Raw genomic sequence first — 12,512 nt, 5'->3', positions numbered from 1 at the left:
CTGCTTTCCGGCGGGACTCTGGAGATCAAGGAAATTTTGCCGTATCCCTCGCCCTATGATCCCGACGCCGGTTCGCTCTATGTCGGCTTTAAAAACTCCAGCATGGACAGCGGCACAATGACTATTTACATCTATGACGTGACCGGCCGCGAGGTGTACCGCGAGGAAGAGTTGCCTGTCATACCCGGCTACAATACTTACGCCTGGGCGGGCGATTTTTCCAGCGGCGGCAAAGTTGGCCGGGGCGTGTATGTTTTGCGCGCGGTTTTCAAAGGCTCCGGCAAAAGACATGAAGTCATTACCCGATTTGGAGTGAAGTAAAGTGCGAAAATTTTGGGCCATAATTTTGCTGGCCGCGACGCTGATGGCGGCTGACCGCCAGTCTGTCGACCCGACCAATTACGCTCTGGGCGCGCGGTCTATCGGTCTGGGCGGCGCGGTTGTCGCGGTGGGCGACGATGTCAACGCTTTGCGCGCCAATCCGGCGGTGCTGGCCAGCAATCAAAAACTACAAGTGGGATTGAGTAGTTACGAATTTTTAAATACCTATAAATTTTTTGACCTCGTTTCTATTGTGCCGACGCCGCTGGGTTTTTTTGGCGTGAGTTATTTTTCTTATGGCGTCAACGATATTCCGGAGACCGAGGCGGTCATCGAAAATGCGGAACTGCGCATATACCGCACCGGCCAGTACAGCTACGCGGAAAACATTTTAGGATTGACTTACGCCCAGCAGGGGCCGCGTGAATTTTCTTTCCTTAAAAACATCGATTACGGCGGTACCTTTAAGCTGGCCTATTCCACACTGGCCGGCGAGACGCTCTCCGGCTGGGGTTTGGACGCTGGCGTGCGTTTTGATCTGACTTTGCCGGCCATGCCGTTTATCGGAGAGCTGGGCGATATGTCCTTAGGGCTGGGCATTCAGAATCTGATGGCCCCGGCTTTTGCGCAGGCTCCGTCCGAAGAAGGCGGCGAGGTGGGCACCTCGTCCGGCTATCAAATGAATCTGCGGCTCGGCGCGGCCAAACCTTTTGAGCTTTTCGGCCAGAGCTTTATCACAGCCGGCGATTTTGACAATAATGGTTTGCATTTCGGCCTGGAGTATATCGCCGACCGCTCGTTGCGTTTGCGCGCCGGCCTCGATGATTTTTACCCGACTTACGGTTTGGGTTACCGCATATTTTCGGTTACCGGCTTTGACGGCAATCCTTACACGCTGTCGCTGGATTACGCTTTTCGCACTTTTCCGCAGCCTTTCAACAACGTGCATTATATTTCGATCACTTTGCGCGGCGTTTCCAAAACCCGGACGCCGGAGATCATTTCCAGCTTTGCGGCGGAAAATCTGACCGTCAATTTGACAGCGGTCAACGGCACGGCTGAGCCGGAGGCCGATGTTACGGTCTATGTCAACAAACAAATGCGCAAAACCGTCAAGGCTAACGCCGGCGGTATCTGGAACGCCACGAATGTTTACCTTAACGATGGCCAAAATGATATTTACGCCGTGGCCAAATATGAGCAGTTTGTGGAAAGCGAACAGTCCAATGTGGTGACGCTTTATACCGATCAGGTCAAGCCGGTGATCAGCACGACTATCGCGCGCAACGGCGATGCTATGGCGATCCGCGTTTCCGTCAACAAAGAAGTCGAGACCGTGCTGACCCGTTTGCCGGACGGCTCGCAGATCACGCTGCTGGAGGATGAGAACGGAGATTGGCTGGGTTCCTGGAAAATCGCGCCGGAGTATTACAACGCGACGCTCACTTTGCGCACGGTGGCGATCGACGGTTTCGGCAACAGCTCAGACACGGTGGAAGATGTTTATTCCGCCAGATTTGTCACCGCGCCGCGCGACAAAACGATCACCTCGCGTAAAACCATTTCCGTCCGCGGCATCGCCAGGCAGGACACGGTGCGTGTGGTGGTCGGCGAGCAGTCCGTTACACCGGACGCGGAAGGCCGTTTTGATCTGCCGGTCGAGCTGACGCAGGAAGGCAAAAATGTGGTGGAGATCGCTATGCTCGATGAGGCCGGACAAGCGGTGTCAACTTCGGTGCGGGTTTTGAAAATTCAGGAAGCTGACGATCTGGGCGGTTTTTCCTGGGCGCGCAATCAAGTTACCTCCATACTTTCGCTGGGCGTGCTGAGCAATGATCCCGAGGAGCCGACGCGTTTTCACCCGGAAGATTTTATGACACGCGCTGGATTTGCCAGAGCGCTGGCGCTGCTCAAGGGTCTGGAGCTCCTGCCCGATCCGGTCAATGTTGCGCCGGATGTGCTTTCCACGGACGAAAACGCGCCGTACATTAAAGCTGTTTTAGACGCCGGTTATCTGGAAGTGCAGGCCGAGGGTTTTCTGCCCGACGCTTTTATTACGCGCAAAGACGCTGTGGTTGCCATTGTGCGGATGGACGGTTTGAGCGGCGGCGATTTGGGGCGGCAGGTTTTTGAGGATGTGCCGCCGTATATACCGTACGCTACGCAGGTAGCCGCCGCGCTGGAAGCCGGCATTATTGCGCCGCAGGAAAATTTTTACCCCAACCGCGAATTGACGCGGGTAGAAGCCGCCGCGATGCTGGCCGCCTCGCAGACCGCGCAGCGCCAGGTTAATGAACTGTATGACTGGAGATCCGGTTACGGTGAGCAATTTGTGGAGACGCCGCTTTCCACTTTGCCGGTTTACGAACAACGCGTGCTGGCCGATCTGTACGTTAACGGCCGCTTGATCAGTTTGGATGAGACCGCGGAAGAAAATCTGCGTATCCTGTCGCCGCTGGACCGCTCGATCGTCGACCGGCAGTTAATTGAAGTCAAAGGTCTGGTCAAGGGCGCGGATCATGTGCTGCTCAACGGAATTACCGTGCCGGCGCAAAAAGGCGTTTTCTTAGCAAGGGTCAATCTGCGGGAAGGCCGTAATATTATCCGCGTGCAAAGCGGCGCCGAGCCGCCCGAAGACGCGCAGCCGGAAAGCCGGACTGTGCGTGTCCTCTATGTAAAATCTTTTGCCGACAAGCCGGACACTCTGGATAATCTGCGCTACAACGCGGCCAGCGCCTATGCGCGGTTTGAGCGTTTTGACGGCGAGCGGCCGATCACGCGCGGCGAGGCTTTGCTGATCCTCAACGGTTTGAAAGGTATATCCGGTGGCGATACGGCCAGCGCCGAACAATTATCTTTGACGGCCGCGCGCGAGCTGCTCAATGAATGGGACGGCAAAGAAGCCGCCGATACTACAGTGGCCGCCGGTCTGCCGGATACCGCCGTGCTGACCCGCGATCAATTTATCCTGATGCTGGCCAATACGGATTTCTATAGAAACCTGCTGGATCAATACCGCAATTTTGACGAATACGAAAGCGCGGAAGATGTGGCGGCGCCGGATAATGTCGAAGACCGCTCCGGATTGATCATGCAGGCAGAAGAGCTGACTGACGCGGCGGCAAAAAAAAAAATAACAGCCGATGATTATCAAAGTTTTTTAGGACGTTATGACCGTCAGCGGCTGGCGACTTCGCGCGCCATCACGCGCAGCGGCGACTCTATCGCGGCTGATGGCCGCACGCGTTTGATCGTTGCTTTTCCCGAAAATAATTTCCGCGTCAATCAAAACTCTTTGACCCTGCGCGGCTTTAGCGGTGGCGTGGAAGAAGTGCGCGTCAACAGCCGCGCGGTGCGCGCCGGCAGCGACAATTCTTTTTCCCAGGTTGTGCAGCTGGAGGCCGGCAAAAACAATATCGTGGTGGATAATGGCGCGGAAACCATCCGCTTAAGAGGCTTGCGCTTATTCACTTATCGGGATATTCAAAACGTGCCGGAAAACAGGCTCATCGAATATTTGGCGACGCTGGGATTTTTTAAAGAAGGACAGGATTTTTATCCCAATCAAGAGCTGACGCGTGAAGAAGTGGCGGTGCTGCTGGTGCGGATGATCGGCGCTACGCCGCAGCAGGTTATCCAGCCGGTTTTTAGCGATGTGGCGCCTAACCGCTGGTCAGCGCCGTCGATCAAGCTGCTGGCCGATCGTGGTATAATAAGAGAAGCCAGCAATGCTTTCCAGCCGGAAGCTAAAGTTACGCGGCAGGAGGCTTCCGCCTGGTATCGGGCTTTGAGCTCCGGCAGTGTTAATATAACCGCGCCGCAGGGCACGCTGTCCAGACGGGAATTTTCGCGCTGGCTTTTTGCGGACAGCCGTGTGCGCAATGAAATAGACAATTTGAATAATTAAATTTTGGTTTATTTTGGTTTGAAGGGTGAAAAGGGGCAGGCATGGAAGTTAATTTGACCGTCTTTAAAACGCGGACACCGGCTGAATTCGCGCGCGCCTCAGCCAGCGCGGCCGTGCAGGAAGATTTTGCTTTGGCGCTGGATCAGGCGGTCAGCGCCGCGCAGGAAAAAACCGCTGAGGCTGATCAAGCTCAGCCTGTGCCGACCGAGCGGCCATTTGCGCTAACGCAAAAACCTAAAACTTTGCCGCCGGAGCTGGCCGCCGCTTTGTCCGGCGGTTTACCAGATGTTTTTTTGCCGAAAACCGCGAAGAAAACGGAAAGTAAACTTGCGGCGGTGGAGCCGGAGATCGACAAAAACGAACCCGCTGAGCCGGATGAAGAACCGTCTGCCGCGCCGGTCAATGTAATTCAAACGCAGCTGGAAAAAGTTGTGGACAAAGTAAATTACCGCGGCGTTTCTGTGGAGCAAATAGACCAGCCGGTCAAAACGCCGCAGACCGCGCCGGTCATTCAGGCCGCGCCTTTTGCCGAAATTTATGCCGAGCTGCTAAAAGCGATTCAGGCCAAAAAAGACGGCCAGGTCTTGAAACTTAAATTTGCGCTTGAGCCGGAAAATTTGGGCAGGCTGGATATTTATATTTTTGCCGGGCAAAAAAAATTGCAGGTCGCTTTTGCTTCCGGCGCGGAAACCCGCCGTCTGCTGGAGAACGCTCAGCCTGAGCTGGAAAACCTGCTCAAACAGCACGGTTTTAGTCTGGCGGATCTGGATTTTTCCGGATATTCCGGCCAGCGTCACGAGCAGCTGGAGCGGGAGTTTTTGGCGCAAGAAAACGAAAAAAATGATTTTGGCGTCTTGAAGACGCTGCCGCGAAATGCTATAATGAAAGAGATATATGTGTTAATGCGTGATGTGCTGGTCAATTATCTCGCTTAGAAAAAGGGGGAGCAAATGGTAGAAGCGGTAAGCAGTGCGACGGGCGCCCAAACTCAAACCCAAGCGATAACTTCCATTAAAGATCTAGAGGACAATCCGGAATTTTTTCCGATCTGGGTCGAGGAGATCCAGCGGCGCAACGTCAATCTTTTGTTGTCCGCGACCAATGTATCTGGCGAGAGTGATACGAGCAGTGACGACAGCCTTTACAGCAGTCTGGGCAGCTACTACGGTTTGTCCGGCACGAGCGGCAGCAGTACGTCAGATATTTTTTCCGCGCTGGGGCTGACTTCCTCGACAGACAGCGCTTTGAGCAGTCTTTTTTCCACGCAGGGCATCACTTCGGATTTTTCTTTTATGTCATCGACCACCGCGTTGCAGTCCTATCAGGTCGAAGAAACTTTGCGCGGACTGCAGTCCTATACTAACGCTACGGAAAGTCTCAAGTGGGTTGGCCAGATCGTCGAGTATACCGATCCGGCGGACGGCTTGACCAAGACCGGCCGCGTGACGCGCATCGATATTGAAAATGTGCAAAAACCGTTGTTCAGAATTGATGATAAATTTGACATTACACTCGACGAAATAAAATCGATCACGACGGCCTAAGGAGGATTTATGGATACAGTAGGTTTGCTGGATATTATCAGACGTTCCAAGAACGCGATGGGCGCGTTCAATCAGAGCTTGCGCATCAGTACGAACAACAGCGCCAATATGGCGACGACGGGTTATAAGGCGCTGAAGCAGTCTTTCAAAACCGTGTTCAACGACGTGGTCAATGAGGGTTTTCAGGGCTCCGGTTTTACCGGTGAATTAAACCCGATCCAGTTTGGCTCGGGTGTAACGCTGGGCTCGATCAGTTTAGATTTTGCGCAGGGCGCGCTGGGCGAAGGCGGAGCGCTGGACTGCGCGATATCCGGACGCGGTTTGTTTATGGTCTCGCCGGATGAAGGCGCCACGGTCTATTACACACGCAACGGCAGTTTTCATGTTGACACGACCGGACAATATATAATTGACGGCTCCGGTAATGCGCTGATGAGCGATTCCGGACCGCTCACCACCAGCGGTTATACCGACCTGGGCTGGGGCCCTAATGGTGTGCTGCTGGGCAATTATTCGATGTATACGGCGGGTCAGGAAGAGGCTGTGCAGATTGGCCAGGTTACGCTGGCGGATTTCACCAATGTCGAGGGACTGACCCAATACAACGGCTCGCTGCTCAAAGAATCTGTGGTGTCTGGCACCAGGAGCACCGGCACGCCAGGCGATGAGGCTTTTGGCACGGTGGAGCCGCAGTCTCTGGAAAAATCCAATGTATTTTACACCGGTGAAACGATCGACGCTATCGAAGTCCAGCGTGCGATGTCCGCGGTGTTGAGCGCGATTAAAATTGCCAGCGATCAGATCTCGCAGGTTATCAATAAATTGCTGGGGTAAATTAATGGCGGCAGGACAGCTTAAGGATATTCGCTTAAAACAGGTCATCGGCAACTGGTATGAATACAAACCCCGCGAGCGCTACAACAATAATCTGGAGCTGGGCGGGCTGACAGTCGCACAGGTTGATGAGTTGCTGGAGATTCACCACAAATGGGCGGATTTTTTCGGCGAGGTTTTAAGTCAAAATTTAAAAATTTCCTGCGGTATTCAAGAGTCGGCCGTGCTGCAGTTGAAATACAGTGACTTTTTGAACAGCGCGCCGGCGGCGGCGACCTCTTTTGAGGTGGCGGCCGGGCAGTTTAGTTTTACCGTGCTGCTGGACAACGCGCTGGCCTATGCGCTGCTGGATCGTTTTTGCGGCGGACAGGGGCTGACCGTTAAAAAACCAAATGATGCTTTGTCCGCGCTGGAAAAACCGGCGCTGGCTTTGTTGAGCCGCGAAATACTTAAATCCTACAAAACTTATTTGCTGGACGCTTTTTCCGGTGAAACTATTGGCGAAATTTTTGCGCCGAAACTCCGGCCGGAAACTAAATTAAAAAAAGACGAAGAGATGGCGGTTTTTTCGCAGACTTTTTATCTAGCGGACAATAAACCGGCGGTTTTTTGGTTTATCTATACGGTCAAGGATTTAGAAAAAATGCAGGCCGCTTATGCCGCCAGGAAAACTGCTAGGCCGAAGAAAATGACCGTGCAGCTGGCTTCTGGCGCGGTCTCCGGCACGCAGGTGCCGGTCAATATTAAGATCGGCACGACGCGCGTTTCGGTCGGCGAGATCTTGACCATGACACCGGGCGATATCCTGCAGCTCAACGAAAAAGTTACCGATTCGCTGATCATGTCCGTGGCCGAGCAGGGCGAGTTTTTTGTCAAACTGGGCAGATGCGGCGGCCGCTATGCCGTGAAAGTTATCGAGCATAAACCGAAGTTTTACAATCTGGCCGCGCCCAAAGTTTCCGCCGCGCCGCGCCTGGTCGAGCAGCCCGTGGCCGCCGCCCCTGCGCCCGCGCCAGAACCGCCGTCCGCGCCCGCAGAAGCAGAGCCGCCGACCGCGTCCGCGCCGCCGGAAGCTAAAACAGCGGAGATCAAACCAGCGGTTGAGCCAGATGCCGCTCAGCCAGCTGCCGCAGTTCCGGAGCCGGAAACACAGGAGCCAGCCGCGCCTTACTCACCGCCGGTAGTCGACGCGCAAAGCGTGGCTTACACGGAAGACGGCAAAGTTGATGAAAGCAAAATGGAAATTAAAGATCCGCTGCTTGACGAATTAAACTTGCCGGAAGAGAGCGCCGGCTCGGATGATGATTTTACCTGGGATATTGACGATTTAAAATAAAAAAAGCGATAATATAAAAAATAAAGGGGAAATTTATGGCTGAAGTAGTGGCGTTTGGCGAAAGTATCGGAGAGCAGCAGCCGGCGGCTGAGCATGGCGGCGTCAACAAAGAATACAATACGGTGGCTTTGGATGAACTGCATCCGTCCAGCGGCGGCGCGAAATTCAGTCAGGAGCTTTTCGGCAATATTCCGGTTGATGTGACTGTGATGCTGGGCAAGACGCGCGTCGATCTGCAAAAACTTTTGCAGTTGTCTAAGGGCGACGTGATTGAGCTGGCCAAAAAAGCTGGCGAGACGGTAGAGATCATGGTCAATTCGCAACTTATCGCTCAGGGGGAGATCGTGGCTGTTGGTGAAAACTACGGAGTGAAAGTAACCAAAGTCATCAGCCGTTAAATGCTGCGGGTTTTGATTTTCCTGCTGGCGACGGCAACCGCTGCTGAGGAAGTGGCCGCGCCGCTATACGTTAGCTCTTCCGGCGCTTATCTGCGCTCCCTGCTCAAGTCACTGGCGATAATTATTCTCCTGCTGATCTTCACTTATTACTGGTACAAATATTTGCTGCCGCGCGTCAACGGCGGCCGTATTTCTCCCGAAGCCAATCTGGTTTTAAAAGAGCGGCTGGTTATTGAGCCGGGCACGGCCGCCTATGTGCTGGAGATCAAGGGCGCGCATAAACTCCTGCTGGTCAGCAATAAACAAACAGCCTGCTACGACCTACCGGCCGGCCAATTGCAATACAGCGCGCCGCTTAAAAAGAATTTTGCCGCTTATCTGGCGGACTTAGCGCCCAAAAAAGATCTGCTAAGATCAGCCAAAGTTACGCGGCCGGGAAAAAGACATGTTAAAAAATAAAAAATTTTGGTTTTGGGCGCCGCTGCTGTCTGTGCTGTCCGCCGCGCCGGCGGTTACGCCGCTGACTTTCGACCTCAATCAAGTGACCGGCACGGTGCAGTTCAGCCAAAACATTACGTTGCTGCTTTCGCTGGCGCTGATCTCTTTGCTGCCTTTTTTATTGATGACCACGACTTCCTTTTTGCGCATTGTGATCGTGCTGGGTTTTGTGCGCTCCGCTATCGGCACGCAGCAGACGCCGCCCTCGGCCGTCATTGTCTCCGTGGCGCTTTTTTTGACCATGTACGTGATGACGCCAGTCTGGCAGGAGATCAATACTACGGCGGTGCAGCCTTACAATAACGGCACGATTTCCCAGCAAAAAGCCCTGGAAAACGGTCTGCTGCCGCTCAAAAATTTTATGCTGCGCCAGACACGGGAAAAAGACTTGGTGTTGTTTATCGAGTTTTCTAAAATTCCGCCGATCAGCGACATCAAAGATGTGCCGGTGTATGTTTTGGTCCCGGCCTTTATCCTTTCCGAATTGACCACCGCGTTTAAAATTGCTTTTGTGATCTTCGCGCCGTTTATTGTGGTGGATATGGTGGTGTCCAATGTCCTGCTTTCGCTCGGCATGTTCATGCTTTCGCCGGTGATGATCTCGCTGCCGTTTAAAATCCTGCTTTTTGTGCTGGCTGATGGCTGGTTTTTGATCACCCGCGGCCTGGTGCAATCTTTTACTTGAAAAGCCTGTAAACGGAGCGCAAATAAATGAATATAGATACGCTCAGCAGTTTAATGAATGACGGCATTATTCTCATTTTGACTTTGTCTCTGCCGTCGATCGGTTTAGGGCTGGTGATCGGTTTAGTCATTGCGATTTTTCAGGCGCTGACGCAGATCCAGGAGCAGTCCCTGACTTTCGTGCCCAAAATGATCATTGTGATGCTGATGCTGATGATCACCATCGCTTCTATGGCTTCGCAGCTGGTGGCCTTTTGCGAAAAGCTCTGGGTGATGATCCCGACTCTGCGGTAATTTATGGCGCTCAATATCCTGCAATTGGAAATTTTTCTTTTGATCATTGCCCGCATCGCCGGTATTTTTGTGACTGTGCCGATCTTGAGCGATAATATCGTCTCGCGCAGTTTCAAAGCGGTGTTCATGGTGACGCTGACTTTTTTGCTCTGGTTTGTCGTGCCTTTTCCCGAGACCCGCCTGCCCAACGACATGCTGCTTTTTATGCTGGCGGTCGGTCTGGAATTTTTGATTGGCTACATTCTGGGCTCGGTGACGCGCATTGTTTTTACCGGCATCGAAGCGGCTGGCGATTTGATGGGCGCGCAAATGGGACTTTCGGTGGCTAGCATGCTCGATCCGACGACCGGCCGGCAGACGGTGGTGACGGCGCGGCTGCTGCGCTGGGTGGTCATTATGATTTTTATAATGATCGACGGCCTGCATTTTATATTGGCCGCGCTGTACAAAAGCTACGACGCGCTGCCGCTGCTGGGCGTCTGGAATTTTTCCAACGCCGCCAATGAAATTGCCGGTCTGGTCGGCACGGTTTTTTCGATCGCTGTGCAATTGGCCGCGCCGGTGATGCTGGTGATTTTTCTGCTGGATTTTGCTTTTGGCCTCATTTCGCGCGTTGCCCCGCAGGTCAACGTTTTTCAGCTCGGTTTTCAGATCAAGCCGGCGTTGGGTATTTTTATTTTTATGCTGATGATCCCGCTGCTGATGGAGCGCATTATGTGGATTATCAATATTATGGTGGAGCGCCTGACTTACGTTTTCTTTTATATGCAGCCGACCTAAAATTTACATTTGCTGCTGCTCGGTGGTGAGCGCGGTAGAGGCTTGTCTTTTATATAACAGCCTATTATAATTAAGTAAGGAAAATAAAGAATCTAAATAATCTAAAGAATATTGGAGGTGTTCGATTATGAATCTTGCCAAAGTCTCAGCCAACGGACAAGTCACAGTTCCTATTGAAATACGCAAGAAACTGCAGATAAAAGACGGTGACAAATTATTGTTTATCGAACGAGACAATGAAATAATGATCAGCAATGCTTCGTCCATAGCTATTATTCAAGCTCAAGATGCTTTTAAAGGTACGGCTAAAGACTTTGGAGTCAAAACCGAGAACGATGTCCAGCGGTTGATCAATAGATTGCGTTACGGGAAAAAGAAATAGTTATGAGAATAATGCCGGACACAAATATTATCTTTTCGGCATTGCTCTTCAAGGAATCATTGCCAGCAAATATTTTGTTTTATATTACTGAATATCACGAATTAATTTTATGCGATTATATTATAGCTGAATTACAAGACGTGGTTGCCAGAAAAAGACCAGACCTTTTGCCTGATATAGATGTTTTACTGGCACAGCTGTCTTACGAACTTATATCTGCGCCTAGAGAACCAAGCAAACTAATTTCCGATCCCAAAGACCACCCCATTTTAAATGCAGCGATTCTGGCAGATGTGGACATAATAATAAGTGGAGATAAGCATTTTTTAAATATTAACTTAGAGCATCCCCAAACTATGTCTGCCGCATCTTTCTGGCAATTAGAGCACAGTAATTTAAATTAGACTAATTTTATCTGCGCCCGCTGACTTCATTGAGTAGCGCGGCGTCGTCCGCTAAGCTGCCGCTGTGAACTTTGTTTTTATTCATCATTTCGTACTAGACTTTCCAGGGATTTTCTATGTGCAACTCTGGAATATTTTTAAAGTCGGCAGTATTGCGCGTCAACAAAATCATTTGCTCTACCAGACAGGTTGCTGCAATTATAGCATCGGGGACTTTTATTTTGTTTTTTCTGCACAAAACCACAGTAATATCTACTATCGCATCGCTGACAGAATAAATTGCGGCTTCGGCAACAAAATCAGCCAAAACCCGATAATTCTCTGGTGTTGTATTAAACCGCAAAATTTCAATTTTTGAAATTGCCGAAATATTAGGAATTTTGTCAACGATATTTGAAACATACGTCATCCCTGTATCGGGTAGTTCTTTGCGTAAATAACCAATAACAATGTTTGTGTCTAGTAAATATCTCTGTGCCATTCTTTTCTGCTTTCGCTAATTGATTTTTGAAAATCAGTATACTGCGCATCAGACAAGCGCAGTGCGCCAGCAAAACGGTCAGACAATTTTTTCCCGGATTGGCCTTTGTGCTGGCCGCCGTTAAGGTCTACCGGATTTAAGAACGTAATCAACACATCATATTTTTCTTTTACCGGCACAGGATCACCGAGCTGAACTGTTTTTCCGTCATATATGCCTTTGACCGCGTACATAATTACTCCTTACTTAATTTTATACCACACAGCCGCCCCGCGATCTCTACCTGCGCTGGTTGGCTTCATTGAGCAGCGCGGCGTCGTCATCTGGGTTGTAGCCGCCGCTGTTTGCCGCATTATCAAATAAACCTAAATCGTCTTTAAATATCTTTGCTATTTTCGTACAAACATTCCGGGTCAATGTCTATTTCGCCGTTATTCCAGACAGGCGCGCCGCCATCAAGGTAGACGCTGTCAAAAACAGCCTTGTCTTTTAGCGGCCGAAAAACAGGTTTGTCTAACAGATTAGCGCAATCATAAATTTTTTGCTCGCCAGTAGAAAATCCTAAAAACAACTTATAATCAGCAAGCGGTCGAACAGACGTAACTCTGATTAGCTTGACAGGAGCCTCTGGCGTTCCAGCATAAACAAT

Annotated in this window: 16 protein-coding genes; 13 read left to right on the top strand and 3 right to left on the bottom strand. The window is 51.3% G+C overall.

The window, feature by feature from the left end; genetic code table 11:
- The 13 genes from LBJ25_03485 to LBJ25_03425 form a co-directional block, all read left to right on the top strand.
- The coding region (locus LBJ25_03485) for a hypothetical protein (GenBank protein MDR1453019.1) at positions 1–321 on the top strand (321 nt) is incomplete at its 5' end.
- 1 nt (position 322) lies between these two features.
- Positions 323–4,228 carry an S-layer homology domain-containing protein gene (locus tag LBJ25_03480; protein ID MDR1453018.1) on the top strand — a complete coding sequence of 1,302 codons (3,906 nt, stop codon included), beginning with the start codon at positions 323–325 and terminating at the stop codon, positions 4,226–4,228.
- Between the two features lie 41 nt (positions 4,229–4,269).
- On the top strand, positions 4,270–5,163 hold the full coding sequence (locus LBJ25_03475; GenBank protein ID MDR1453017.1) for a flagellar hook-length control protein FliK: 894 nt from the start codon (positions 4,270–4,272) through the stop codon (positions 5,161–5,163).
- Positions 5,164–5,178: 15 nt separating this feature from the next.
- Positions 5,179–5,772, top strand: coding sequence for a hypothetical protein (locus LBJ25_03470; protein ID MDR1453016.1), 594 nt, complete (start codon positions 5,179–5,181; stop codon positions 5,770–5,772).
- Positions 5,773–5,781: 9 nt separating this feature from the next.
- A complete protein-coding gene (locus tag LBJ25_03465; protein MDR1453015.1) occupies positions 5,782–6,606 on the top strand; it encodes a flagellar hook basal-body protein in 825 nt (274 codons plus the stop codon).
- A 4-nt stretch (positions 6,607–6,610) separates the two neighbouring features.
- Positions 6,611–7,942 (top strand): FliM/FliN family flagellar motor switch protein, encoded by a 1,332-nt coding sequence (locus tag LBJ25_03460; GenBank protein MDR1453014.1) that lies wholly within the window; start codon positions 6,611–6,613, stop codon positions 7,940–7,942.
- Positions 7,943–7,977: 35 nt separating this feature from the next.
- Positions 7,978–8,340 (top strand): flagellar motor switch protein FliN, encoded by a 363-nt coding sequence (fliN, locus tag LBJ25_03455; GenBank protein ID MDR1453013.1) that lies wholly within the window; start codon positions 7,978–7,980, stop codon positions 8,338–8,340.
- The gene (locus LBJ25_03450) at positions 8,341–8,799 is read left to right on the top strand and encodes a hypothetical protein (protein ID MDR1453012.1); all 459 of its coding nucleotides are present in this window, start codon (positions 8,341–8,343) and stop codon (positions 8,797–8,799) included.
- Positions 8,786–9,523: a flagellar type III secretion system pore protein FliP gene (gene fliP / locus LBJ25_03445; protein MDR1453011.1), complete on the top strand. Its 738-nt coding sequence runs from the start codon at positions 8,786–8,788 to the stop codon at positions 9,521–9,523. Before LBJ25_03450 ends, fliP begins: the two co-directional genes overlap by 14 nt.
- Positions 9,524–9,549: 26 nt before the next feature.
- Positions 9,550–9,816, top strand: a complete 267-nt coding sequence (locus LBJ25_03440) for a flagellar biosynthetic protein FliQ (GenBank protein ID MDR1453010.1) — start codon at positions 9,550–9,552, stop codon at positions 9,814–9,816.
- 3 nt (positions 9,817–9,819) lie between these two features.
- Positions 9,820–10,596 carry a flagellar biosynthetic protein FliR gene (gene fliR, locus LBJ25_03435; GenBank protein MDR1453009.1) on the top strand — a complete coding sequence of 259 codons (777 nt, stop codon included), beginning with the start codon at positions 9,820–9,822 and terminating at the stop codon, positions 10,594–10,596.
- Positions 10,597–10,723: 127 nt separating this feature from the next.
- Entirely contained in the window at positions 10,724–10,978 is a 255-nt protein-coding gene (locus tag LBJ25_03430) for an AbrB/MazE/SpoVT family DNA-binding domain-containing protein (protein ID MDR1453008.1), read from the top strand.
- Between the two features lie 11 nt (positions 10,979–10,989).
- On the top strand, positions 10,990–11,382 hold the full coding sequence (locus LBJ25_03425; protein ID MDR1453007.1) for a PIN domain-containing protein: 393 nt from the start codon (positions 10,990–10,992) through the stop codon (positions 11,380–11,382).
- A 94-nt stretch (positions 11,383–11,476) separates the two neighbouring features.
- On the opposite strand, the gene LBJ25_03420 is transcribed toward LBJ25_03425, so the two are convergent.
- The 3 genes from LBJ25_03420 to LBJ25_03410 all read right to left on the bottom strand — a co-directional run bounded on the left by LBJ25_03420 (position 11,477) and on the right by LBJ25_03410 (position 12,512).
- Positions 11,477–11,863, bottom strand: a complete 387-nt coding sequence (locus LBJ25_03420; protein ID MDR1453006.1) for a type II toxin-antitoxin system VapC family toxin — start codon at positions 11,861–11,863, stop codon at positions 11,477–11,479.
- The gene (locus LBJ25_03415; protein ID MDR1453005.1) at positions 11,842–12,096 is read right to left on the bottom strand and encodes a hypothetical protein; all 255 of its coding nucleotides are present in this window, start codon (positions 12,094–12,096) and stop codon (positions 11,842–11,844) included. The genes LBJ25_03420 and LBJ25_03415 overlap by 22 nt, the downstream gene beginning before the upstream one ends.
- Positions 12,097–12,239: 143 nt before the next feature.
- Positions 12,240–12,512 (bottom strand): DUF2442 domain-containing protein, encoded by a 273-nt coding sequence (locus LBJ25_03410; protein MDR1453004.1) that lies wholly within the window; start codon positions 12,510–12,512, stop codon positions 12,240–12,242.

It is taken from the genome of Candidatus Margulisiibacteriota bacterium, assembly GCA_031268855.1.
Lineage (GTDB): Bacteria > Margulisbacteria > Termititenacia > Termititenacales > Termititenacaceae > Termititenax.
The sequence above is the reverse complement of the archived record's forward strand: the minus strand, read 5'-3'. Positions and strand labels throughout refer to the sequence as shown.

Bases quoted from the DNA above. Each gene is read 5' to 3' on its own strand.
- LBJ25_03430 (MDR1453008.1), top strand. From the start codon at position 10,724: ATGAATCTTGCCAAAGTCTCAGCCAACGGACAAGTCACAGTTCCTATT.
- fliN (MDR1453013.1), top strand. From the start codon at position 7,978: ATGGCTGAAGTAGTGGCGTTTGGCGAAAGTATCGGAGAGCAGCAGCCG.
- LBJ25_03470 (MDR1453016.1), top strand. From the start codon at position 5,179: ATGGTAGAAGCGGTAAGCAGTGCGACGGGCGCCCAAACTCAAACCCAA.
- LBJ25_03420 (MDR1453006.1), bottom strand. From the start codon at position 11,863: ATGGCACAGAGATATTTACTAGACACAAACATTGTTATTGGTTATTTA.
- LBJ25_03425 (MDR1453007.1), top strand. From the start codon at position 10,990: ATGCCGGACACAAATATTATCTTTTCGGCATTGCTCTTCAAGGAATCA.
- LBJ25_03475 (MDR1453017.1), top strand. From the start codon at position 4,270: ATGGAAGTTAATTTGACCGTCTTTAAAACGCGGACACCGGCTGAATTC.
- fliR (MDR1453009.1), top strand. From the start codon at position 9,820: ATGGCGCTCAATATCCTGCAATTGGAAATTTTTCTTTTGATCATTGCC.
- LBJ25_03415 (MDR1453005.1), bottom strand. From the start codon at position 12,096: ATGTACGCGGTCAAAGGCATATATGACGGAAAAACAGTTCAGCTCGGT.
- fliP (MDR1453011.1), top strand. From the start codon at position 8,786: ATGTTAAAAAATAAAAAATTTTGGTTTTGGGCGCCGCTGCTGTCTGTG.
- LBJ25_03440 (MDR1453010.1), top strand. From the start codon at position 9,550: ATGAATATAGATACGCTCAGCAGTTTAATGAATGACGGCATTATTCTC.
- LBJ25_03465 (MDR1453015.1), top strand. From the start codon at position 5,782: ATGGATACAGTAGGTTTGCTGGATATTATCAGACGTTCCAAGAACGCG.
- LBJ25_03460 (MDR1453014.1), top strand. From the start codon at position 6,611: ATGGCGGCAGGACAGCTTAAGGATATTCGCTTAAAACAGGTCATCGGC.
- LBJ25_03450 (MDR1453012.1), top strand. From the start codon at position 8,341: ATGCTGCGGGTTTTGATTTTCCTGCTGGCGACGGCAACCGCTGCTGAG.